This window comes from Xanthomonas boreopolis (genome assembly GCF_046529185.1).
In the GTDB taxonomy this organism is placed as follows: domain Bacteria; phylum Pseudomonadota; class Gammaproteobacteria; order Xanthomonadales; family Xanthomonadaceae; genus Pseudomonas_S; species Pseudomonas_S boreopolis.
Genome location: NZ_CP097162.1, coordinates 2,086,951 through 2,108,832 on the forward strand (window position 1 = coordinate 2,086,951; position 21,882 = coordinate 2,108,832).

The 21,882-nt window shown below is 69.6% G+C and carries 18 protein-coding genes and 1 tRNA gene; 12 read left to right on the forward strand and 7 right to left on the reverse strand.

Going from position 1 to position 21,882, the window contains the following annotated elements:
• The first annotated feature begins 79 nt into the window (after positions 1 to 79).
• Positions 80 to 1,414, forward strand: a complete 1,335-nt coding sequence (xylA, locus tag M3M27_RS09150) for a xylose isomerase (RefSeq protein ID WP_140718572.1) — start codon at positions 80 to 82, stop codon at positions 1,412 to 1,414.
• Positions 1,415 to 1,591: 177 nt separating this feature from the next.
• On the forward strand, positions 1,592 to 3,028 hold the full coding sequence (locus M3M27_RS09155) for a sugar porter family MFS transporter (RefSeq protein WP_140721816.1): 1,437 nt from the start codon (positions 1,592 to 1,594) through the stop codon (positions 3,026 to 3,028).
• 196 nt (positions 3,029 to 3,224) lie between these two features.
• Here M3M27_RS09155 and M3M27_RS09160 read toward each other — a convergent pair.
• Positions 3,225 to 3,299 (reverse strand) — tRNA-Glu (locus M3M27_RS09160).
• A gap of 43 nt (positions 3,300 to 3,342) precedes the next feature.
• Here M3M27_RS09160 and pcnB point away from each other — a divergent pair.
• The 8 genes from pcnB (at position 3,343) to M3M27_RS09200 (ending at position 13,813) form a co-directional block, all read left to right on the forward strand.
• Positions 3,343 to 4,716, forward strand: a complete 1,374-nt coding sequence (pcnB, locus tag M3M27_RS09165; protein ID WP_434027990.1) for a polynucleotide adenylyltransferase PcnB — start codon at positions 3,343 to 3,345, stop codon at positions 4,714 to 4,716.
• A 5-nt stretch (positions 4,717 to 4,721) separates the two neighbouring features.
• On the forward strand, positions 4,722 to 5,207 hold the full coding sequence (gene folK / locus M3M27_RS09170) for a 2-amino-4-hydroxy-6-hydroxymethyldihydropteridine diphosphokinase (RefSeq protein ID WP_434027849.1): 486 nt from the start codon (positions 4,722 to 4,724) through the stop codon (positions 5,205 to 5,207).
• A 35-nt stretch (positions 5,208 to 5,242) separates the two neighbouring features.
• Positions 5,243 to 6,058, forward strand: coding sequence for a 3-methyl-2-oxobutanoate hydroxymethyltransferase (gene panB, locus M3M27_RS09175; protein ID WP_140721805.1), 816 nt, complete (start codon positions 5,243 to 5,245; stop codon positions 6,056 to 6,058).
• Entirely contained in the window at positions 6,055 to 6,897 is an 843-nt protein-coding gene (panC, locus tag M3M27_RS09180; RefSeq protein WP_434027850.1) for a pantoate--beta-alanine ligase, read from the forward strand. The genes panB and panC overlap by 4 nt, the downstream gene beginning before the upstream one ends.
• 221 nt (positions 6,898 to 7,118) lie before the next feature.
• Positions 7,119 to 7,499: an aspartate 1-decarboxylase gene (gene panD, locus M3M27_RS09185; protein ID WP_434027851.1), complete on the forward strand. Its 381-nt coding sequence runs from the start codon at positions 7,119 to 7,121 to the stop codon at positions 7,497 to 7,499.
• The gene (pgi, locus tag M3M27_RS09190) at positions 7,496 to 9,013 is read left to right on the forward strand and encodes a glucose-6-phosphate isomerase (protein WP_140721794.1); all 1,518 of its coding nucleotides are present in this window, start codon (positions 7,496 to 7,498) and stop codon (positions 9,011 to 9,013) included. The genes panD and pgi overlap by 4 nt, the downstream gene beginning before the upstream one ends.
• A gap of 419 nt (positions 9,014 to 9,432) precedes the next feature.
• Positions 9,433 to 12,006: a glycoside hydrolase family 3 protein gene (locus tag M3M27_RS09195; RefSeq protein ID WP_434027991.1), complete on the forward strand. Its 2,574-nt coding sequence runs from the start codon at positions 9,433 to 9,435 to the stop codon at positions 12,004 to 12,006.
• 244 nt (positions 12,007 to 12,250) lie between these two features.
• Positions 12,251 to 13,813: a sodium/sugar symporter gene (locus M3M27_RS09200; protein WP_140721791.1), complete on the forward strand. Its 1,563-nt coding sequence runs from the start codon at positions 12,251 to 12,253 to the stop codon at positions 13,811 to 13,813.
• Positions 13,814 to 13,952: 139 nt separating this feature from the next.
• Here M3M27_RS09200 and M3M27_RS09205 read toward each other — a convergent pair whose 3' ends face one another.
• Together M3M27_RS09205 and M3M27_RS09210 are read right to left on the reverse strand one after the other, a co-directional pair.
• Positions 13,953 to 14,531, reverse strand: coding sequence for a response regulator transcription factor (locus tag M3M27_RS09205; protein ID WP_434027852.1), 579 nt, complete (start codon positions 14,529 to 14,531; stop codon positions 13,953 to 13,955).
• 157 nt (positions 14,532 to 14,688) lie between these two features.
• Positions 14,689 to 15,900: an ATP-binding protein gene (locus M3M27_RS09210; RefSeq protein ID WP_434027853.1), complete on the reverse strand. Its 1,212-nt coding sequence runs from the start codon at positions 15,898 to 15,900 to the stop codon at positions 14,689 to 14,691.
• Between the two features lie 246 nt (positions 15,901 to 16,146).
• On the opposite strand from M3M27_RS09210, the gene ispG reads away from it, so the two are divergent.
• Both ispG and M3M27_RS09220 read left to right on the forward strand, forming a co-directional pair.
• Positions 16,147 to 17,412, forward strand: coding sequence for a flavodoxin-dependent (E)-4-hydroxy-3-methylbut-2-enyl-diphosphate synthase (ispG, locus tag M3M27_RS09215; RefSeq protein WP_140721782.1), 1,266 nt, complete (start codon positions 16,147 to 16,149; stop codon positions 17,410 to 17,412).
• The gene (locus M3M27_RS09220; RefSeq protein ID WP_140721779.1) at positions 17,393 to 18,082 is read left to right on the forward strand and encodes a phosphatase PAP2 family protein; all 690 of its coding nucleotides are present in this window, start codon (positions 17,393 to 17,395) and stop codon (positions 18,080 to 18,082) included. The genes ispG and M3M27_RS09220 overlap by 20 nt, the downstream gene beginning before the upstream one ends.
• Here the strand turns inward: M3M27_RS09220 and M3M27_RS09225 are convergent.
• From M3M27_RS09225 to M3M27_RS09240, 4 genes are read right to left on the reverse strand one after another with little or no spacing between them, the layout of a single operon-like run.
• On the reverse strand, positions 18,052 to 18,813 hold the full coding sequence (locus M3M27_RS09225; RefSeq protein WP_140721775.1) for an aspartate/glutamate racemase family protein: 762 nt from the start codon (positions 18,811 to 18,813) through the stop codon (positions 18,052 to 18,054). The genes M3M27_RS09220 and M3M27_RS09225 overlap by 31 nt on opposite strands.
• Positions 18,814 to 18,862: 49 nt before the next feature.
• Positions 18,863 to 19,732 (reverse strand): DMT family transporter, encoded by an 870-nt coding sequence (locus tag M3M27_RS09230; protein ID WP_434027992.1) that lies wholly within the window; start codon positions 19,730 to 19,732, stop codon positions 18,863 to 18,865.
• A gap of 35 nt (positions 19,733 to 19,767) precedes the next feature.
• On the reverse strand, positions 19,768 to 20,823 hold the full coding sequence (gene murB, locus M3M27_RS09235; protein ID WP_434027854.1) for a UDP-N-acetylmuramate dehydrogenase: 1,056 nt from the start codon (positions 20,821 to 20,823) through the stop codon (positions 19,768 to 19,770).
• Positions 20,820 to 21,875, reverse strand: a complete 1,056-nt coding sequence (locus tag M3M27_RS09240; RefSeq protein ID WP_140721769.1) for a quinone-dependent dihydroorotate dehydrogenase — start codon at positions 21,873 to 21,875, stop codon at positions 20,820 to 20,822. The genes murB and M3M27_RS09240 overlap by 4 nt, the downstream gene beginning before the upstream one ends.
• Positions 21,876 to 21,882 lie beyond the last annotated feature (7 nt).

Here is a 21,882-nt window from a genome sequence, read left to right on the forward strand (position 1 = left end):
GAGCCTTTGTCACTTCTACACACGATTTCCCCAGACGTTTCCCTTTCCCTTTCCCCCTGATCAGCAGCAAGGACCCGACATGAGCAGCAACGTTTTCATCGGCGCCAAGGAATATTTCCCGGGCATCGGCCGGATCAAGTTCGAAGGCCGCGACTCGGACAACCCGCTGGCGTTCAAGGTCTACGACGCGGACAAGAAGATCGGCGGCAAGACCATGGCCGAGCACCTGCGCTTTGCCACCTGCTACTGGCACACCTTCGGCAACGCCGGGGCCGACCCGTTCGGGCCGGGCACGCGCAAGTTCCCGTGGGAGGCCGGCACGCCGATGGCCACGGCCGAGGCCAAGGTCGATGCGGCGTTCGAGTTCTTCACCAAGCTGGGCACGCCGTTCTGGTGCTTCCACGACGTGGACCTGGCGCCGGACGCGGACGACATCGGCCAGTACGAGAAGAACCTCAGGCACATGGTGGCCCAGGCCAAGGAGCGCCAGGCGGCGACCGGGATCAAGCTGCTGTGGGGCACGGCCAACCTGTTCAGCCACCCGCGCTACATGAACGGGGCGGCGACCAACCCGGACTTCGCGGTGGTGGCGCGCGCGGCGGTGCAGGTGAAGGCGGCGCTGGAGGCGACGGTGGAGCTGGGCGGGGAGCACTACGTGTTCTGGGGCGGCCGCGAGGGTTATGCGAGCCTGCACAACACCGACATGAAGCGCGAGCTGGCCAACTTCGCGCGGTTCCTGACGATGGCGCGCGACTACGGCCGCAGCATCGGGCTGAAGGGCAACTTCCTGATCGAGCCCAAGCCGATGGAGCCGATGAAGCACCAGTACGACTTCGACAGCGCCACGGTGGCCGGCTTCCTGCGCGAGCACGGGCTGGAGAAGGATTTCAAGCTCAACATCGAGGCCAACCACGCCACGCTGAGCGGTCACACCTTCGAGCACGACCTGCAGGTGGCCTCCGACCACGGCCTGCTGGGCAGCATCGACGCCAACCGCGGCAATGCGCAGAACGGCTGGGACACCGACCAGTTCCCGACCGACCTGTACGACACGGTGGGGGCGATGCTGGTGGTGCTGCGCCAGGGCGGGCTGGAGGGCGGGTTGAACTTCGACGCCAAGCCGCGCCGGGAGTCGACCGACCTGCAGGACCTGTTCATCGCGCACATCGGCGGCATGGACGCGTTCGCGCGCGGGCTGGAGGTGGCGCACGCGCTGCTGACGGCCTCGCCGTGGGAGCAGTGGCGCCAGCAGCGCTACGCCAGCTTCGACAGCGGCGCGGGCAAGGACTTCGTGGACGGCAAGCTGGACCTGGCGGCGCTGGCGGGCCTGGCCGCCCAGCACGGCGAGCCGAAGCAGACCAGCGGCCGCCAGGAGGCCTACGAGAACCTGCTCAACCAGTACCTGTTGCGCTGACCGCGCACGGCCGGTGGTCGCGGTGACCGCCGGCAGGCGGTAGAGTCGGCGCGGCCGCCGCGCTGGCGAGGGCCGGCACCGGCGATCCGGTGCCGGCAGGCCGGCGGCCACGATCATGCGAGGGGCACCGGCACGCCGGTGCGGTCAATCGAACACAACCCGGGGAGAACCACCGGAATGAGCACCACCACCACGGCTGCGAATCCAGCCGCCGCGCACGCCGCGGAGAACACCCGTTTCATCATCCTGATCAGCTGCGTCGCCACGATCGGCGGCTTCCTGTTCGGCTTCGACAGCGGCGTCATCAACGGCACGGTCGACGGTCTCAAGCAGACCTTCCATTCCAGCTCGGCCGGGATCGGCTTCGAGGTCGCCTCGATGCTGCTCGGTTGCGCGATCGGCGCGTTCTTCGCCGGCCGCCTGGCCGACCGCTGGGGCCGCCGCGCGGTGCTGATCATCGCCGCGGTGCTGTTCCTGCTCTCGGCGCTGGGCGCGGGGGCCTCGCACAGCTCCGCGTTCTTCATCTTCTCGCGGGTGATGGGCGGCTTCGCGGTCGGCGCGGCCAGCGTGATGTCGCCGGCCTACATCGCCGAGGTCGCTTCGGCGCGCTACCGCGGCCGGCTGGCGACGGTGCAGCAGATCGCGATCATCAGCGGCCTGTTCTGCGCGTTCCTGTCCAACTACCTGCTGGCCAAGGCGGCCGGCGCGTCCACGCAGCACCTGTGGTTCGGGCAGGAGGCCTGGCGCTGGATGTTCTGGATGCAGGCGATCCCGTCCGCCATCTTCCTGATCCTGCTGCTGACGATCCCGGAAAGCCCTCGCTACCTGGTGGTGAAGAAGCGCAAGGAAGAGGCCCTGGCGGTGCTGACGCGCCTGTACGGCGCCTCCGAGGCGCAGGCCAAGCTGGGCGAGATCGATGCATCGCTGTCGGAGGACCACCACCGGCCGAGCCTGTCGGACCTGATCAACAAGGCGACCGGCAAGATCCGCCCGATCGTCTGGATCGGCATCGGCCTGGCGGTGTTCCAGCAGCTGGTCGGCATCAACGTGGTGTTCTACTACGGCGCGGTGCTGTGGCAGGCGGTCGGCTTCTCGGAGAACGACGCGCTGCTGATCAACGTGCTCTCCGGCGGCCTGAGCATCGGCGCCTGCCTGGTGACGGTGGTGCTGATCGACAAGATCGGCCGCAAGCCGTTGCTGTGGGTCGGCTCGGCGGGCATGGCGGTCACGCTGGCGCTGGTCACCTACGCCTTCGCCAGCGCATCGCTGGATGCGAACGGCAAGCTGGCGATGTCCGACTCGATGGGCCTGCTGGCGCTGGTCGCGGCCAATGCCTACGTGGTGTTCTTCAACATGTCCTGGGGCCCGGTGATGTGGGTGATGCTGGGCGAGATGTTCCCGAACCAGATCCGCGGCTCGGGCCTGGCGGTGGCCGGCGCGGCGCAGTGGACCTCCAACTTCGCGATCACCGTGACCTTCCCGATCCTGCTCGGCAGCATCGGCCTGGCGGGGGCCTACGGGATCTACACCGTGGCGGCCTTCCTGTCGGTGTTCTTCGTGCTCAAGTGGGTCTACGAGACCAAGGGCAAGGAACTGGAGCAGATGGAGGGCTGAGCCCTGCTGCCGCCCCTTTCCCGCCAGGGGAGAGGGGTAAGGCATGCACGCCATGGCGCGCATGCCCCCGGGCGCCCACGCCGCCGGCGTGGGCCGGGACGGGGAGGACCAGGGTGCTTCCCCCCGCCTCACCAGAGGGGGAGGGAAAAACAAAAAGCCCCGCATTGGCGGGGCTTTTTCGTTCTCGCATCCGACGTGGCGCTCCCTAGGGGACTCGAACCCCTGTTTTAGCCTTGAGAGGGCCACGTCCTAACCACTAGACGAAGGGAGCGTTTTGTTACGTCGATGTGAGCGCGCTAGTATAGTGGGCTCGAATCCGTTCGGCAACATCCTGCACCACTTTGGGAAGCGCCACCATCGAACCTTCAGTTACATCTCCGTTCACCCTGCGGGTGATTCCGCGCGAGCAGCACGTCATCTCGCGCAAGGACATCAGTCCCAACGCACTGCGGGTGCTGTACCGCCTGCGCGAGGCGGGCTTCGGCGCCTTCCTCGTCGGCGGCGCGGTCCGCGACCTGCTGGTCGGCGGGCATCCCAAGGATTTCGACGTCGCCACCGATGCCACGCCGGAGGAGGTCAAGAGCCTGTTCCGCAATTGCCGCCTGATCGGCCGCCGCTTCCGCTTGGCGCACGTGGTGTTCGGCCGCGAGATCATCGAGGTGGCCACGTTCCGCGCCAACAGCGACGACGGCAGCGGCGACCGCGAGGTCGAGAACGGCCGGCTGGTGCGCGACAACGTCTACGGCACGATCGAGGAGGACGCGATCCGCCGCGACTTCACCTGCAACGCCCTGTACTACGCGATCGAGGACTTCTCGGTGCGCGACTACGTGGGCGGGTTCGACGACGTGCAGGCGCGGGTGATGCGCCTGATCGGCGATCCCGAGCAGCGCTACCGCGAGGACCCGGTACGCATGCTGCGCGCGGTGCGCCTGGCGGCCAAGCTCGGCTTCGAGATCGAGCCGGCCACGGCCGGGCCGATCCCGCGCCTGGCCGGGTTGCTGGCCGACGCCGCGCCGGCGCGGTTGTTCGAGGAAGTGCTCAAGCTGTTCCTGTCCGGCCACGGCGTGGCCAGCTTCGAAGGGCTGGAGCGGCACGGGTTGCTCGACGCGCTGTTCCCCGAGAGCGCCGCGGCGCTGCGCTCCAACCGCAGCGGCGCGTTGCGCCGGATGCTGATCGCGGGCCTGGGCAATACCGACCAGCGGGTCGCGAACGACGAGCCGGTCTCGCCGGCATTCCTGTTCGCGCTGCTGCTGTGGCCGGCGTTCTGCCGGACCCTGGCGATGCTGCAGGCCCAGGGCGTGCCGGTGGAGGAGGCGCAGCGGCGCGCCGCCGACCGCGTCACCCTGCACGAGATCGAGCGGGTCGCGCTGCCACGGCGCTTCTCGTTGCCGATGCAGGAGATCTGGCTGCTGCAGACCCGCTTCTCCTCGCGGCAGCGCAAGCGCGTGTTCCGCACGCTGGCGCACCCGCGCTTCCGCGCGGCGTTCGACTTCCTGGCGCTGCGCCAGATCGCCTCGCCCGACCATGCCGCCGATGTCGAGTTCTGGCGCGAGGCGCAGCAGCAGTCCGGGCAGGAGCTGGTCTCGGCGATCGAGTCGGCGCAGGTCGAACTCGGCGACGACGCGCCGGCCCCGCACAAGCGCCGCCGCCGGCGCCGGCGCGCCACCGGCTCCAGCCCGGAGTAACGGGCTTGGTAAGGGCCTGTATCGGCCTGGGAGCCAACCTGGGCGATGCGCCGGCGGCCGTGCGGCAGGCGCTGGCGGCGCTGGCGGACCTGCCGCGGACCCGCCTGGTGGCGGCATCGCGGCTGTACCGCACGCCGGCATGGGGCCGCGAGGACCAGCCGGATTTCATCAACGCCGCCGCACTGGTCGAGACCGGCCTGGCAGCCGAGCCGCTGCTGGACGCGCTGCTGGGGATCGAGCGGCGCTTCGGCCGGACCCGCCTGCCGGGCGAGCGCTGGGGGCCGCGCACGCTGGACCTGGACCTGTTGCTCTATGGCGAACGGCGCATCGGGCTGCCGCGCCTGCAGGTGCCGCACCCGCACCTGCACGAGCGTGCGTTCGCGCTGGTGCCGCTGGCCGAGGTCGCCCCGGAGGCGATGATCCCGGGCCATGGAACGGTGAAGTCCGTACTCGCCGGTATCGATGCCTGCGGGATCGAGCCGATTGGGTAGATAATGCTGGGCTTATCACCCCACGTAATGAGTTCATGAGCAGCCACGCCGATAGCAAGCCCTGGACCGTTCCCGCCCTGGCCGAGGCCAAGCGGGAAGGTCGCAAGCTGGTGATGTTGACCGCCTACGACGCCGGGTTCGCGCGTACCTTCGAGGCCAACGGCGTCGACCTGATCCTGATCGGCGATTCGCTCGGCATGGTGGTGCAGGGCCACGATTCGACCCTGCCGGTGACCGTGCGCGACATGGTCTACCACACCTCGGCGGTCGCGCGCGTGCTGCAGCGGGCGCTGCTGGTGGCCGACCTGCCGTTCGGCGCGGACGCCACCCCGGAACGCGCCTTCGACGCCTCGATGCAGCTGCTGCAGGCCGGCGCGGAGATGGTCAAGATCGAAGGCGCCGGCTTCAAGCTGGACGTGATCCGCCACCTGGTCGAGCGCGAGATCCCGGTCTGCTCGCACCTGGGCCTGACCCCGCAGTCGGTGCTGCGCCTGGGCGGGTTCAAGGTGCAGGGGCGCGGCGACGCCGCGCAACGGCTGGTCGAGGATGCCAGGGCCGTGGTCGAGGCGGGCGCCTCGCTGCTGGTGCTGGAATGCGTGCCGAGCCCGCTCGCCGCGCAGATCACCGCCGAGGTGGCCGCCCCGACCATCGGCATCGGTGCCGGTCCCGGCTGCGACGGCCAGGTGCTGGTGATGCACGACTTCCTCGGCCTGGACAGCGGCCACCGCCGGCCCAAGTTCGTCAAGGACTTCCTGGCCGAGGGCGGTTCGGTCGCGGGCGCGGTCCGCGCATATGCGGAAGCCGTCCGCGACGGCAGTTTCCCCGACGAAGAGCACGCCTACGCCGCATGATCGAGACCGTCAAAGACCTGGCCCGGCTGCGCGCGATCGTCGCCGGGTGGAAGCGCGAGGGCCTGCGCGTGGCGCTGGTGCCGACCATGGGCAACCTGCATGCCGGCCACTTCTCGCTGGTGATGCTGGCGCGGCAGTATGCCGACCGCGTGGTGTCGAGCGTGTTCGTGAACCCGACCCAGTTCGGCCCGAACGAGGACTTCTCGCGCTATCCGCGCACGCCGGAGGCCGACATGCGCGGCCTGGAGGACGCCGGTTGCGACGTGCTCTGGCTGCCGAGCGTGGAGACGATGTACCCGCTCGGCACCGAGCTGGCGATGCGGATGCGGGCGCCGGGCATCAGCGAGGTGCTGGAGGGCGCGCACCGCCCCGGCCACTTCGATGGCGTGTGCACGGTGGTGGCGCGCCTGTTCAACCAGGCCCAGCCGGACGTCGCCGCGTTCGGCAAGAAGGACTACCAGCAACTGGCGGTGATCCGGCAGATGGTGGCCGACCTGGCGTTCCCGATCGAACTGCTGGCCGGCAGCATCGTGCGCGAGCAGGACGGCCTGGCGATGAGTTCCCGCAACCAGTACCTGTCGGCGGAGGAGCGCCCGCGTGCCGCGCTGATCCGCAAGGTGCTGCTGGGCATGCGCGAGGCCTGCGAGGCGGGGACGCCGCGCGCGCAGGTCGAGGCGGCGGCGGCGGAGCGGCTCGCCGGAGGCGGTTTCGCGGTGGACTACGCGGTGGTCCGCACGCCGGAGCTGGCCGAGCCGGAGGATGGCTACGACGGCCCGCGCGTGGCGCTGGTCGCGGCCAAGCTGGGGCGCACCCGGTTGATCGACAACCTGGAGTTCTGAGGCCGGCTCCCTGGAGAGCCGGCTTCGGAACCGCCGCTGCGGGCTCCGGTCCCGAGGCTTTGCCGGTCCTCTGTCGGGATTGAAGTCCCCACCACGAACAAACAGGCATCCTGCAAGCGTTCGATCGCTCGACGGCCCGACCCGGGCGAGTTCGCTTTCCCAAGTCCCGGGTCCCGGGTCCCGGGTGTAAACTCAATCCTTTCTTTACGCCGTCCCCCGTCATGCAACTGTCCCTGCTGAAAGCCAAGATCCATCGCGCCACCGTCACCCATTCGGAGCTCAACTACGAGGGCTCGATTGCCATCGACGGCCTGCTGCTGGAGGCCACCGGCATCCGCGAGTTCGAGCAGGTCCACATCTGGGACGTGACCAACGGTTCGCGCTTCACCACCTATGCGATCCGCGCGGAGGAAGGCAGCGGCGTGATCTCGCTCAACGGCGGCGCGGCGCGCCACGTGCAGGTCGGCGATCTCGTGATCATCGCCGCGTTCGCGAGCATGACCGAGGCGGAGGTCAACGCGTTCAAGCCGAACCTGGTCTACGTCGACGGCGCCAACAAGATCACCCACACCAACCACACGATCCCCACACAGGCCGCATGACCCAGAACAACGGATTCGATTCGCTGCACTCCCACGCCCAGCGCCTGCGTGGCGCTGCCATCCCCGCGCTGCTGGCCGCCGAGCCCGACCGGCCGGAGCAGTACGCAAGGCGGGTCGGTCCGTTGTATTTCAACTTCGCGCGGCAGAAGTACGACCGCGCGGCGCTGGACGCGCTGCTGGCGCTGGCGGCCGAGCGCGACGTGGCCGGCGCGTTCCGGCGCCTGTTCCGCGGCGAGCAGGTCAACGTCACCGAGCAACGCGCGGCGCTGCACACCGCATTGCGCGGCGACCTGACCGGCGCGCCGGTCGCGGCGGAGGCCTATGCCACGGCCGCCGGCGTGCGCCAGCGCATGAAGGGGCTGATCGAAGCGCTGGAGAAGAGCGGCGTCACCGACGTCGTCAGCGTCGGCATCGGCGGTTCGGACCTCGGCCCGCGCCTGGTCGCCGATGCCCTGCGCCCGGTCGCGGGCGCGCGCTTCCGCGTGCACTTCGTCTCCAACGTCGACGGCGCGGCGATGCAGCGCACGCTGGCGACGTTGGACCCGGCGACCACCGCCGGCATCCTGATCTCCAAGACCTTCGGCACCCAGGAAACGCTGCTCAACGGCGCGATCCTGCACCAGTGGCTGGGCGGCAGCGAGCGCCTGTACGCGGTCAGCGCCAATCCCGAGCGCGCCGCCAAGGCCTTCGACATCGCGCCGGGCCACGTGCTGCCGATGTGGGACTGGGTCGGCGGCCGCTATTCGCTGTGGTCGGCGGTCGGTTTCCCGATCGCGCTGGCGATCGGGTTCGAGCGCTTCGAACAGCTGCTGGCCGGCGCGGCCGAGTTCGACCGGCACGCGCTGGAGACGCCGCTGGCCGACAACGTCGCGGTGCTGCACGGCCTGACCGCCGTATGGAACCGCAACCTGCTCGGCAGCGCCACGCACGCGGTGATGACCTACGACCAGCGCCTGGCGCTGCTGCCGGCCTACCTGCAGCAGCTGGTGATGGAAAGCCTGGGCAAGCGCGTCAAGCTCGACGGCTCGCCGGTCGACAGCGACACGGTGTCGGTATGGTGGGGCGGCGCGGGCACCGACGTGCAGCACAGCTTCTTCCAGGCCCTGCACCAGGGCACCAGCATCGTTCCGGCCGATTTCATCGGCATCGTCCGCAACGACGATCCCTACGTAGAGAACCACAGGGCGCTGCTGGCCAACCTGCTGGCGCAGACCGAGGCGCTGGCCAACGGCCAGTCCAGCGACGATCCGCACCGCAGCTACCCGGGCGGCCGTCCGAGCACGCTGATCCTGCTCGATGCGCTGACGCCGCAGGCGCTGGGCGCGCTGATCTCGATGTACGAGCACAGCGTGTACGTGCAGTCGGTGATGTGGGGCATCAACGCGTTCGACCAGTTCGGCGTCGAGCTGGGCAAGCAGCTGGCCAATCAGTTGCTGCCGGCGCTGAAGGGCGAGGCGACCGAGATCGCCGACCCGGTGACGCGCGGCGTGCTGCGGCAACTCGCCGCGAAGTAGCGCCAAACCACTTGCTCGCGCGGAGAAACGGATGCCGGAGGCATCCGTTTTTCGTTGGCAGGTTCGACGCCGCAAACCCTGGCCGGGGTTTCGGGCGGCGAGTGGGGTTGGCGCCTATGCCGTCCGCGGTTTTGCGCAGCCGCGGCGCAGTTCGATATTGCGTTGCAGCATGGCACCTGCCGGCTCTTCGCCGCCCGTGGCGAGGAACCCGGCGAAAACCCGCAAATCGCATGGGTTTGGGCGCAGGCGGGATATATCGCATTCCGATATACGGTTGCACATGGGCTATATCGTTCGCTTTTGTTGACAGCCATTCACGAATGGGAAAGCGTACGCGCCGGATGACGGCCCATGCACGGGCCGGTCGGTAACCCGTACGGAGATCGCCCTTGCAAACCACCCATCGCGCTTCCGCGCCCATGATCCGTCGCGCGCTTTCGGTCGCCACCGCCAGCGCCGTGCTGTTGCTGGCCGCCTGCCAAGGCAAGCCCGCCGCCAATGCCAACGATGCCACGCCGGCGCAGGATGCTTCCGCGTCGACCACGATCCATCCGGACAAATGGCCTTCGCCGAAGTGGCCGTTCGCGGAGGACCCCGCGCTCGAGAAGCGCGTCAGCGACGTGATGGCGCAGATGAGCGTGGAAGAAAAGGTGGCGCAGACCGTGCAGGGCGATATCGCCAGCATGACCCCGGAGGACGTGCGCAAGTACCGCATCGGCTCGGTGCTCGCGGGCGGCAACTCCGATCCCGGCGGCAAGTACGACGCCAGCCCGGCGGAATGGCTGAAGCTGGCCGACGCGTTCTACGAAGCGTCGATGGACACCTCGCAGGGCGGCCACGCGATCCCGATCATCTTCGGCATCGATGCGGTGCACGGGCAGAGCAACATCGTCGGCGCGACGCTGTTCCCGCACAACATCGGCCTGGGCGCGACCCGCAACCCGGCGCTGATCAAGAAGATCGGCGAGGTCACCGCGATCGAGACCCGCGTGACCGGCATGGAGTGGACCTTCGCGCCGACCGTGGCGGTGCCGCAGGACGACCGCTGGGGCCGCAGCTACGAGGGCTATTCCGAGTCGCCGGACGTGGTGGCCAGCTATGCCGGCGAGATGGTCAAGGGCCTGCAGGGCGAACCGGGTTCGCCGCAGTTCCTCGACGGCCGCCACGTGATCTCCTCGGTCAAGCACTACCTCGGCGACGGCGGCACCACCGACGGCAAGGACCAGGGCGACACCGCAGTGTCCGAGGACGTCCTGCGCGACATCCACAACGCGGGCTATCCGCCGGCGATCGCCGCCGGCGCGCAGAGCGTGATGGCGTCGTTCAACAGCGTCAACGGCGAGAAGATGCACGGCAACAAGGTCATGCTGACCGACGTGCTCAAGGGCCGGATGAACTTCGGCGGCTTCGTGGTCGGCGACTGGAACGGCCATGGCCAGATCAAGGGCTGCACCAACCAGGACTGCCCGGCGGCGCTGCTGGCCGGCCTGGACATGTACATGGCCCCGGACAGCTGGAAGAGCGTGTACGAGACCACGCTGGCCGCGGTGAAGTCCGGCCAGGTGCCGATGGAGCGGCTGGACGACGCCGTGCGCCGCATCCTGCGCGTGAAGGTGCGGCTGGGCCTGTTCGAAGCGGGCAAGCCGTCGCAGCGTCCGCTTGGCGCCAAGTTCGAATTGCTCGGCGCGCCGGAGCACCGCGCGGTGGCGCGGCAGGCGGTGCGCGAGTCGCTGGTGCTGCTGAAGAACCAGGGCGGCATCCTGCCGCTGGATCCGCGCAAGCACGTGCTGGTGGCCGGCGACGGCGCCGACGACATGGGCAAGCAGTCCGGCGGCTGGACGCTGAACTGGCAGGGCACCGGCACCAAGCGCGCCGACTACCCGAACGGCAACACCATCTGGGAGGGCCTGTCCAAGCAGGTCAAGGCGGCCGGCGGCAGCGCGGAACTGGCGGTCGACGGCAAGTACAAGCGCAAGCCGGACGTGGCGATCGTCGTGTTCGGCGAGAACCCGTATGCCGAGTTCCAGGGCGACATCCCGAACCTGCTGTACAAGGCCGGCGACGAGAGCGACCTGCAGTTGCTGAAAAAGCTCAAGGCCGAGGGCATCCCGGTGGTGTCGGTGTTCCTGAGCGGCCGCCCGCTGTGGCTGAACCGCGAGATCAACGCCTCCGACGCCTTCGTGGCCGCCTGGCTGCCGGGTTCGGAAGGCGAGGGCATCGCCGACGTGCTGCTGCGCAAGCCCGACGGCAGCGTGCAGTACGACTTCAAGGGCAAGCTGAGCTTCTCCTGGCCGCGGACCGCGGTGCAGTTCCACAACAATGTGGGCCAGAAGGACTACGACCCGCAGTTCGCGTTCGGCTACGGCCTGACCTACGCGGACAAGGGCGACCTGGCGCCGCTGCCGGAGGAATCGGGCGTGAGCGGCGAGCAGTCGGCCGCCGGCGTGTATTTCAGCCGCGGCAAGCCGTCGATGGGCATCACGGTGCACCTGTCCAACGCCGGGCAGGCGAACATGCCGGCCACCACGCTGCCGGTGGCGCTGTCGGACGGCAGCCTGAAGCTGAGCGCGGTGGACCACAAGGCGCAGGAAGATGCGCGCCGGCTGCAATGGTCCGGTTCGGAAGCGGCCAGGCTGGTGCTGATCGCGGCCAAGCCGTTCGACCTGACCCGCGAGAGCAACGGCGACGTGCAGCTGCAACTGACCTTGCGCCGCGACAGCGCGGTGAGCGCGCCGGTATGGCTGGGCGTCGGTTGCGGTGAAGGCTGCAGCGGCCGCGTCGACCTGCAGAAGACCCTGGCGGCGTTGCCGCAGGGCCAGTGGAAGGTGGTCGGCGTGCCACTGAAGTGCTTCGCGGCCGCGGGTGCGGACGTGAGCAAGCTGGTGCAGGTGCCGACGCTGGAAAGCGCCGCGGCGCTGGACCTGTCGGTGTCGCGCATCGCGCTGGGCGCGTTGAACGAGGCCGAGGTCACGGTGGAGTGCCCGGCCAAGTAAGCCGGGCAGGATGTTCGCGCCATCGTTGGCGCGAGCGACAAGAGCAACGGCTGTCTTTGCGGCAGCCGCGACGACGGCAAGCGAAGGCGCTGGCGGTCGTGGGTCCTGTTTTGTTTTTGTGGGAGCGACTTCAGTCGCGATGGGGCTTTACCGATAAAGCCCCGTCGCGACTGAAGTCGCTCCCACAGGGAAACGCGGCTTCGGAACCAGCGCACGGTCCACGGTTGAACGGGAGAGGGATGCAATGGGTCTTGCGACATTGGACATCGTGATCGTGCTGGCCTACCTGGCCGGCATCTTCGTGCTGGCGCAGGTGGTCTCGCGCGAGAAGGCCGGGCACAGCAAGAGCGCGGAGGACTACTTCCTCGCCGGCAAGTCGCTGCCGTGGTGGGCGATCGGCGCATCGCTGATCGCGGCCAACATCTCGGCCGAGCAAATCATCGGCATGGCCGGCTCCGGCTACGCGATCGGCCTGGCGATCGCCTCCTACGAGTGGATGGCGGCGGCCACGCTGTTGATCGTCGGCAAGTTCTTCCTGCCGATCTTCCTGCGCAACCGCATCTACACGATGCCGCAGTTCCTGGAGCAGCGCTACGGCAACCGCATCCGCACGCTGATGGCGGTGTTCTGGCTGGGCCTGTACGTGTTCGTCAACCTGACCTCGATCCTGTGGCTGGGTTCGATCGCGGTGACCCAGGTGACCGGCATGGACCAGATGCTGGCGCTGGCGCTGATCGGCGTGTTCGCGCTGCTGTACCAGCTGTACGGCGGCCTGAAGGCGGTGGCGCTGACCGACATCGTGCAGGTCTCGCTGCTGGTGCTCGGCGGCCTGCTGGTGGCGGGCCTGACCCTGGCCAAGATCGGCGATGGTGCCGGCATCGTCGCGGGCTTCCAGCAGCTGTGGCAGCAGCATCCGGAGCACTTCCACATGATCCTGTCGAAGGACAATCCCTTCTACAAGGACCTGCCGGGCCTGAGCGTGCTGATCGGCGGCCTGTGGATCATGAACATCAGCTACTGGGGCTTCAACCAGTACATCATCCAGCGCGCATTGGCCGCCAAGGACATCGGCGAGGCGCAGAAGGGCATGGTGTTCGCCGCGTTCCTGAAGCTGCTTATGCCGGTCGTGGTGGTGGTGCCGGGCATTGCCGCGGTGGTGCTGGCGCCGGACCTGGCCAAGCCCGACCAGGCCTACCCGACGATGATGCAGTTGCTGCCCACGGGCGTGCTGGGATTGGTGTTCGCGGCGCTGGTCGCGGCGATCGTGGCCTCGCTGGCGTCCAAGATCAATTCGGTGGCGACGATCTTCACCTTGGACTTCTACGCCAAGTCGCGCCCGCAGGCGGAACAGCAGAAGCTGGTGCGGGTGGGGCGCATCGCCGCGGTGGTGGCGGTCGCGCTCGGCATCCTGACCGCGCGCCCGCTGCTGGGCAGCTTCGACCAGGGCTTCCAGTACATCCAGGAATTCACCGGCTTCTTCACCCCCGGCATCGTGGTGATCTTCATGCTCGGCCTGTTCTGGAAGCGCGCCAACGAGGCCGGCGCGCTGAGCGCGGCGATCGGCTCGTTCGCGCTGTCGATCCTGTTCAAGCTGGCCTGGCCGTCGCTGCCGTTCATCGACCGGGTGGGGCTGGTGTTCCTGCTGTCGCTGCTGTTGGCCGCGGTGGTGTCGCTGGCGACGCCGGCGGTGCCCGGCCGCGACCATATCCGTACCGACGACGTCAGCTACGGCACCCCGGCCAGCTTCAACATGGGCGCGGTGGGCGTGCTGGCGATCCTGGTCGCGCTGTATACGCTGTTCTGGTAGGCCGGCTCGTTCCTTCCCCCGCTCGCGGGGGAAGGTGCCCGAAGGGCGGATGGAAGGGCGCCCGAGCCGTTCCCGGCCTGCACATTCCTCATCCGGCGCCGCACGCCTGCTTCTCCCGCAGGCGGGAGAGGGGCACGCATCAAGTGCCCGGTTCGCGCAACGACCCGGGGCTCGGGCGCTTGGTGAGCTTGCGCTGCAGCGAGCGGCGATGCATGCCGAGCAGGCGAGCGGCGGCCGACACGTTGCCCCCGGTCTCGTGCAAGGCCTGCTGGATGTGCTCCCACTGCAGCCGGCTCAGCGGCGTCATCGCTTCGGGCAGGTGCTCCTCGTCGTCCGGCGACTCGACCGGGTCATCGTCTTCCTCGCCCAGCGCGCGCATGATCGTGGCGATGTTGGCGGGCTTGGGCAGGTAGTCGTCGGCACCGAGCTTGATCGCCTCCACGGCGGTGGCGATGCTGGCATAGCCGGTCACCAGCAGGATCCGCATGTCCTGCCGGATCGCGCGCAGCGGCTGGATCAGCGACAGGCCCGAGTCCTGGCCGAGCTTGAGGTCGACCAGCGCGAAGTCGGGCAGGGCCTGGCGGGCGATATCCAGCGCGGTGGCGGCATCGCTGGCGACCAGGGTCTCGATGCCGCGCCTGGCCAGGCTGCGTTGCAGCGTGCGCAGGTACAGGCCGTCGTCGTCGACCAGCAGGCCCTTGGCAGTGAACTCGTTCATGCGTGTGCCTCTTCGGTTGGGTCCTTCGCAAGAGAACGGCGCATCCCTGCGCCGGGTCGATTTCGTGGATCCTCCGCAGGAGCGGCGCACCGCCCCGCGTGCGGATTCCTGCAGCGTGAGTCGTTCACAACAGCGCGACACCTCCCTGTGCCGGGTCCTATCGGGGCAGGGGCAGGCGGAATCCTACCCGAGCGCCCTGGCCCTCGGCGGGCAGCATCCACAACTCCCCGTGAAGACGTTCGATCGTGGCGTGGGACAGGGCCAGGCCCACGCCCATGCCGTCCGGCTTGCCGCTGTTGAACAGCTTGCCGGGCAGCATGGCCTGGTTGGTGTCGAAGCCGGGGCCGTAGTCGCGCACCTCGGCCAGCAACTGGTCCCCGTCGATGCGCAGGCTCAGGTCCACCTGCGGGCGGCCGCTGCGCTCGCCGGCATCGGCGGCGTTGTTGAGCAGCACCAGCAACAGGTGGCTGACGCCCGGTTCGAGCATCAGCTGCATCGGCGCGTCGGGGTTGCGGTGCAGCTGGATGGTCGGCCGCACCAGCCGCCATTGCTCGAGCACGTCCTGGACCGCCACGTCGCTGGTCAGGTTGCCGTTGTCGGCGGGCGCGGCCAGCGCCAGCACGCGCTCGTGGCATTGCACGAGCAGCTCGCGCAGGGTCTCCAGGTCCTCGCGCAGCTCGGGCTGGTCGCATTGCTCGGCGACGTCGTCGACCAGCAGGGTCATCGTCGCCAGCGGCGTGTTCAGCTCGTGCGCCACCGAGGCGGCGTGGGTGGCCAGGGCGACGATGCCCTCGTTGCGGGCGAAGCGCTCGCGCAGCGTCGAGATCTCGCGCTCCCGCTCGCGCAGTTCGAACGCCAGCCGGGTCGAGAACACCAGCACGACGATGGTGGAGATCAGGAAGTTGGCCGCCATGCCCCACATGTGCAGGCTCAGCGGATCGAAGCTGCCCGACGGCAGCGGCATGCCGAACGCGGCGCTGACCACGTAGCCGGCCACGCAGGCCGCGGCCACCGCCATGGTCCAGTTCAGCGGCAGCGCCAGCGCGGCCAGCGCGATCAGGATGACGAACAGCGAGCCGAACGGATTGGCGATGCCGCCGCTCCAGCCCACCATCCAGGTCAACACGGTGATGTCCACCAGGATGTGCCCGAACGCGGTGGCCGGGGCGGCGTCGTCCGAGTGCGACACCCGGATCTGCGCGTACAGGTTGAACAGCGCGAGCGCGACCACGCCGGACCACAGCGGGGCCTGCGGCAGGTCCAGGCGCATCAGCCCGGTACAGATCAGGATGGTGGCGGCCTGGCCGGCGGTCGCCAGCCAGCGCAGGCTGCACAGGGTTCGCAGGAACGAAGCGTCGGAAGGATTCATGCGGCCTCAATCGTAGGCGCCGGCCGCCGGGACCGTATGCGACAAACCGTCGCACGGGCGGCCCGGGGATTCAGCTGCAGGCCATGATGGACGCGGCAGCCCGTCCATGGAACCGCGCAGGCGGGACCATGCAGGCGCGCATCCTCGCCGCATCGAGGGCAGCGCGTCCTGATCCTGCGCAACGACGGCCTGCCACGAGGCTGGCGCCGGGGTGAGCGGCCCCGGGGCTCAGGCTAGAATGCACGCATGCACGACGCCGTCAGCCGCCCCACGCCCCCCACCTCCGCCGCCCCCTGGGCCCGCCGCACGACCCAGGCGGTCAGGATCGGCAATGTCACGGTCGGAGGCGGCCATCCGGTGGTGGTGCAGTCGATGACCAACACCGATACCGCCGACGTCGCCGCCAGCGTCAAGCAGGTGGCCGAGCTGTGGCGCGCCGGGTCGGAAATGGTGCGGCTGACCGTCAACAACGCCGAATCGGCCGCCGCGATCCCGCGCATCGCCGAGAAGCTGGCGATGATGGGCATCGACGTGCCGCTGATCGGCGATTTCCACTACAACGGGCACCAGTTGCTGGCCGGCGAGCCGGCCTGCGCCGAGGCCCTGGCCAAGTACCGGATCAATCCCGGCAACGTCGGCTTCGGCAAGAAGAAGGACCTGCAGTTCGGCCAGCTGATCGAGTTCGCGATCAAGTACGGCAAGCCGGTGCGCATCGGCGCCAACTGGGGATCGCTGGACCAGGCGCTGGCGGCGCAGCTGATGGACGAGAACTCCCGGCGCGAGGAGCCCTGGGACGCCGCCCGGGTGCTGCGCGAGGCGCTGATCCGGTCCGCGGTGGATTCGGCCGAGCGCGCCGTGGAGCTGGGCCTGCCGCGCGACCGCATCGTGCTGTCGGCCAAGGTCTCCGGCGTGCAGGAACTGATCGCGGTGTACCGCGACATGTCCGCGCGCTGCGATTTCGCGCTGCACCTGGGCCTGACCGAGGCCGGCATCGGCAGCAAGGGCATCGTCGCCTCCAGCGCCGCGCTGGCGGTACTGCTGCAGGAAGGCATCGGCGACACGATCCGCATCTCGTTGACGCCGGAACCGGGCCAGCCGCGCACCCAGGAGGTGATCGTGGCCCAGGAGCTGCTGCAGACCACCGGCCAGCGGGCCTTCACGCCGCTGGTCACGGCCTGCCCGGGCTGCGGCCGCACCACCTCCGAGTTCTTCCAGGAGCTGGCCAAGGTGGTGCAGAACCACGTGCGCGAGAAGATGCCGCAATGGCGCATCACCCATCCGGGCGCGGAGAACATGACCCTGGCGGTGATGGGCTGCGTGGTCAACGGCCCGGGCGAGTCGCGCCACGCCAACATCGGCATCTCGCTGCCGGGTACCGGCGAGGCGCCGGCCGCGCCGGTGTTCGTCGATGGCGAGAAGAAGGTGACGCTGCGCGGGGAGAACATCGCGCAGGAGTTCGTCGCGCTGGTCGACGAGTACGTCGAAAACCGGTATGCGCGCCGGGCCGGCTGAGTCGCCGGCCGGTTTCCGCCATTGGCTGCGCGACAACGCGTGGCGGCTCGTGTTGCTGTTCGCCGGGGTGCTGCTGCCGTTGGGCGTGTTCGTCGGCCTGGCCGACGAGGTGCACGAGCTGGAGGACTTCTTCTTCGACGAACCGCTGCTGTGGCGCATGCGCGGCATCGCTTCGCCCGGGCTCGATGCGTTCTTCGTCGTGGTCTCCAAGCTGGGCTACCAGTACGGCGTGATCCCGGTCGATACCGCGATCGTGCTGGCGCTGCTCGCGTTGCGGCGCTGGCGCGAGGCGGCGTTCGCCGGTTTCGGCTTCGTCGGTTCGGCGCTGCTGAACGTCGGCGCCAAGCATTTCTTCCAGCGCGAGCGGCCCAGCCTGTGGGAGTCGATCGCGCCGGAGAGCACCTTCAGTTTCCCGAGCGGCCACGCGATGGGCTCGATGACGCTGGCGGCGGTGGTGGTCGCGCTGGCCTGGCGTACCCGCTGGCGCTGGCCGGTGGCGGTCGTGGCCGGTCTTTTCGCCTTGCTGGTGAGCCTCTCGCGCATCTACCTGGGCGTGCACTATCCGTCCGACATCCTCGGCGGCTGGTGCGCAGCGCTGGCGTGGGTGATCGGCCTGTACCTGATCTGCTTCCGCCGGCACTACCGGCCGTGGCGGCATCGCTCCGCCTGAGCCGCGGCCGGTTCCAGGCTGTGCAGGGCGGCCGCCTCGGCGTGCAGCACGGCGGTGTCCAGCAACGGCACCGTGGCGTCCGCCGCGTCCACCAATAGCGCGATCTCGGTGCAGCCGAGCACGATGGCCTCGGCGCCGTCCGCGACCAGCGCGGCCATGACCTCGCGGTAGCGCTGCCGCGAAGCGTCGCGCAACACGCCCTGGCACAGCTCGTCGTAGATGATCCGATGCACGTCGGCGCGCGCGGCCTCGTCCGGTACCACGGCCGCGAAGCCGCGTTGCGCCAGGCGCTGCTTGTAGAACGCCTGCTCCATCGTGAAGCGGGTCCCGAGCAGGCCGACCCGGCGCGCGCCGAGCGCGGCGAGCGCATCGGCGGTCGGATCGGCGATGTGCAGCAGCGGCAGCGGCGTGGCGGCCTCGATCGCCGCGGCCACGCGATGCATGGTGTTGGTGCACAACACCAGGAAATCGGCGCCGCCGGCCTGCAGGGCGCGCGCGGTGCCGGCCAGCGCCGCGCCGGCGGCGTCCCAGTCGCCGGCGCGCTGCAGCACCTCGATGTCGTGGAAATCCACGCTGGCGAGCAGCAGCCGGGCCGAATGCAGGCCGCCGCATTCCCGGCGCACCGTCTCGTTGATGTGGCGGTAGTACGGCAGCGTGGATTCCCAGCTCATGCCGCCGATCAGGCCGATGGTGCGGGCGGGCCGCCTGGGCGATGCAGTGGAAGCGTCCATCCGCGCAATCTAGCGCATCGGCGGCGCGGCGTTCGCCCCGCTGTGCCGTTCATTCCCCCGGCTTGGCGCCTTCCGCCGGCGCGTGGGTGGCCGCGCGCCGCGCCAGCACCGTCTCGCGGTGGGCGATATAGGCATTGGCGGCGATGATGATGGCCGCGCCGAGCACGGTATAGCGGTCCACTTGCTCGCCGAACAGCCACCAGCCGAGCAATGCGACCAGCGGCAACTGCATGAACCCGATCGGCTGCAGCGCGGAGACCTCGCCCAGCCGCAGCGCGCGCGTCCAGAACAATTGGCCGGAGGTACCCAGCGCGCCGGTCAGCGCCAGCCACAGCCAGTCGATGCCTTGCGGCCAGGTCCACTGGAACAGCGCAGGCAGCAGCGAGAGCGGGACCCAGAACGCATAGGTGTAGAAGACCACGGTGTCGGGCGGGTCCAGGTGCGAGAGCTGCTTGATCTGGATGGCGACCACCGCGCCGATCATGGCGGCCGCCAGCGCGACCAGCAGGCCTGGGCTGAAGGTTTCCGACCAGGGCCGCAGCAGCACCAGCACGCCGACGAAGCCGGCCGCCACTGCGAGCCAGCGCCGCATCCGCACCACTTCGTGCAGCCACACCACCGCCAGCACCGTGGCGAACAAGGGCGTGGAGTAGGAGAGCGTGATCGCCTGCGCCAGCGGCAGGTGACCGATCGCCCAGAAGCCGCACAGCATCGACACCAGCCCGATCAGCGTGCGGACCAGGTAGCGCGACAGGTGCCGGGTGCGCGGCAGCGGCCGCCCGGGGGCGAGGACCAGCGGCAGCAGCGCCAGCAGGCCGAAGGCGTTGCGGAAGAACGCGATCTCGGTGGTGGGGATGCCGGCGGAGGCGTAGCGGATGGTGATCGCCATCAGGCCGAACGACAGCGTGCTGAGCAGCATCAACGCCGCCGCGCGCAGCGGCACCGAGGCGGGACTCACCAGCGCGCCCCGACCAGGCGCGGTTCGGGCTCCAGGACCACGCCGAAGCGCTCGCGGACCGAGCCGGCGACCCGCCGTGCCAGCGCCAGCAGCTCCGCACCGGTGGCGTCGCCGTGGTTGACCAGCACCAGGGCGTGGTCGGGCGACACGCCGGCATCGCCGTCGCGGTGGCCCTTCCAGCCGCATTGTTCGATCAGCCACGCGGCCGAGAGCTTGGCGGCGCCGGGCCGGTCGGCCGGGAACACCGGCAGCGCCGGATGTTCGTGGAGCAGGGCATCGACCTGTTCGCGCGGCAACTGCGGGTTCTTGAAGAAACTGCCGGCATTGCCGAGCCGGTCCGGGTCCGGCAGCTTGCGCCGGCGGATGTTGATCACCGCCTGGGCGACGTCGCGCGCCTCGGGCAGCGCGACCTGCATGGCGGCGAGCTCCTCGCGGATGCCGGCGTAGTCGAGCTTCAGTTCGTGCAGGAACGGCAGGTCCAGCTCGAGCGCGCCGATCAGCCAGCGGTCCGGCTCGCGCTTGAACACGCTGTCGCGATAGCCGAACGCGCAGGCCTGCGCGTCGAGCCGGACGAAGCGGCCCTCGGTGCGGTCGAAGGCTTCCACCGCGTGCACGAAATCGCCGACCTGGGCGCCATAGGCGCCGATGTTCTGGATCGGCGCGGCGCCGGCCGTGCCCGGGATCAGGGCGAGGTTCTCCAGCCCGGACAGGCCTTGCTGCAGCGACCACATCACCAGTTCGTGCCACGGCATGCCGGCGCCGGCGCGCAGGATGGCGTGGTCGGCATGGTGGGCGATCACCTCGATGGTGCGGTTGGTGAAGGTCAGCACGGTGCCTTCAGGATCGTCCGCCAGCAGCACGTTGCTGCCGGCGCCGAGCACCAGCGGCGCGGCGCCGGCGACGTCCGGCAGCGCGAGCGCCTCGGGCAGCGCGAGCGGGTCGGCGACCTCGAGCAGCCGCGGCGCGGTGGCGGCGACGTGGAAGGTGTTGAACGAACGCAGCGGCGCGTGTTCGACCAGCGTCCAGGCCGGCGCAGGGGGAGCGGATGTCATAGGGCGGAGACCGCTCCCCGGCTCGGCGCCTCGCGCCGGCGGCGGATCGCCTCGACGCATTCGCCGACCAGCGCCGGCCCGCGGAAGACGAAGCCGCTGTACACCTGCACCAGGCTGGCGCCGGCGGCCATCTTGGCGGCCGCATCGGCGCCGGAGGCGATGCCGCCCACGCCGATGAGCGGGATCGACTCGGGCAGGCGCGCGCGCAGCCGGCGCAGCACCAGCGTGGACTGGTCCAGCAGCGGCGCGCCGGACAGGCCCCCGGCCTCGCCCGCGAGCGGATGGTGCTCGACCAGCGTGCGCGCCACGGTGGTGTTGGTGGCGATCACGCCGTCCACCGCCAGGTCGGAGAGCACGCGCGCGGCCGCGTCGATGTCGCGGTCGCTCAGGTCCGGCGCGACCTTGACCAGCATCGGCACGCGCCGCCCGTGCCGGGCCGAGAGCGCTTCCTGCGCCTCGCGCAGGTCGCCGATCAACTGCCGCAGCGCCTGCTCTTCCTGCAACTCGCGCAGGCCGGCGGTGTTGGGCGAAGAGATGTTGACGGTGACGTAGTCGGCCAGCGGATAGACCTTGTGCAGGCAGTGCAGGTAGTCGCGCGAGGCCTCTTCGTTCGGCGTGTCCTTGTTCTTGCCGATGTTGATGCCGAGCAGGCCGCCGCGCCGCCGCGCGCGCTCGACGTTGCGCACCAGCGCGTCCACGCCCAGGTTGTTGAAGCCCATCCGGTTGATGATCGCCTGGTGCTCGGGCAGCCGGAACATGCGCGGCCTGGGGTTGCCGGCCTGGGCGCGCGGCGTGACCGTGCCGATCTCGACGAAGCCGAAGCCCAGCGCCATGAGCGCGTCGACATGTTCGCCGTTCTTGTCCAGGCCGGCGGCCAGGCCGACCGGGTTGGGGAAGGTCAGTCCGAATGCGGGCGTGGGCAGCGGTTCGGGGCGGTGCGCCAGCAAGGGCGTGGTGCCGGTCCTGTAGGCCAGCTCCAGGCCCCGCAGGCCGAGGCCGTGGGCGCGTTCGGCATCGAAGGCGAACAGGAAGGGACGGGCGAGGGAATACATGGGCGTC

Bases quoted from the DNA above. Each gene is read 5' to 3' on its own strand.
- M3M27_RS09155 (WP_140721816.1), top strand. From the start codon at position 1,592: ATGAGCACCACCACCACGGCTGCGAATCCAGCCGCCGCGCACGCCGCG.
- panD (WP_434027851.1), top strand. From the start codon at position 7,119: ATGCAACTGTCCCTGCTGAAAGCCAAGATCCATCGCGCCACCGTCACC.
- panB (WP_140721805.1), top strand. From the start codon at position 5,243: ATGAGCAGCCACGCCGATAGCAAGCCCTGGACCGTTCCCGCCCTGGCC.
- murB (WP_434027854.1), bottom strand. From the start codon at position 20,823: ATGACATCCGCTCCCCCTGCGCCGGCCTGGACGCTGGTCGAACACGCG.
- M3M27_RS09195 (WP_434027991.1), top strand. From the start codon at position 9,433: ATGATCCGTCGCGCGCTTTCGGTCGCCACCGCCAGCGCCGTGCTGTTG.
- panC (WP_434027850.1), top strand. From the start codon at position 6,055: ATGATCGAGACCGTCAAAGACCTGGCCCGGCTGCGCGCGATCGTCGCC.
- M3M27_RS09200 (WP_140721791.1), top strand. From the start codon at position 12,251: ATGGGTCTTGCGACATTGGACATCGTGATCGTGCTGGCCTACCTGGCC.
- M3M27_RS09225 (WP_140721775.1), bottom strand. From the start codon at position 18,813: ATGGACGCTTCCACTGCATCGCCCAGGCGGCCCGCCCGCACCATCGGC.
- xylA (WP_140718572.1), top strand. From the start codon at position 80: ATGAGCAGCAACGTTTTCATCGGCGCCAAGGAATATTTCCCGGGCATC.
- pgi (WP_140721794.1), top strand. From the start codon at position 7,496: ATGACCCAGAACAACGGATTCGATTCGCTGCACTCCCACGCCCAGCGC.
- M3M27_RS09210 (WP_434027853.1), bottom strand. From the start codon at position 15,900: ATGAATCCTTCCGACGCTTCGTTCCTGCGAACCCTGTGCAGCCTGCGC.
- ispG (WP_140721782.1), top strand. From the start codon at position 16,147: ATGCACGACGCCGTCAGCCGCCCCACGCCCCCCACCTCCGCCGCCCCC.
- M3M27_RS09220 (WP_140721779.1), top strand. From the start codon at position 17,393: ATGCGCGCCGGGCCGGCTGAGTCGCCGGCCGGTTTCCGCCATTGGCTG.
- M3M27_RS09230 (WP_434027992.1), bottom strand. From the start codon at position 19,732: ATGCTGCTCAGCACGCTGTCGTTCGGCCTGATGGCGATCACCATCCGC.
- M3M27_RS09240 (WP_140721769.1), bottom strand. From the start codon at position 21,875: ATGTATTCCCTCGCCCGTCCCTTCCTGTTCGCCTTCGATGCCGAACGC.
- M3M27_RS09205 (WP_434027852.1), bottom strand. From the start codon at position 14,531: ATGAACGAGTTCACTGCCAAGGGCCTGCTGGTCGACGACGACGGCCTG.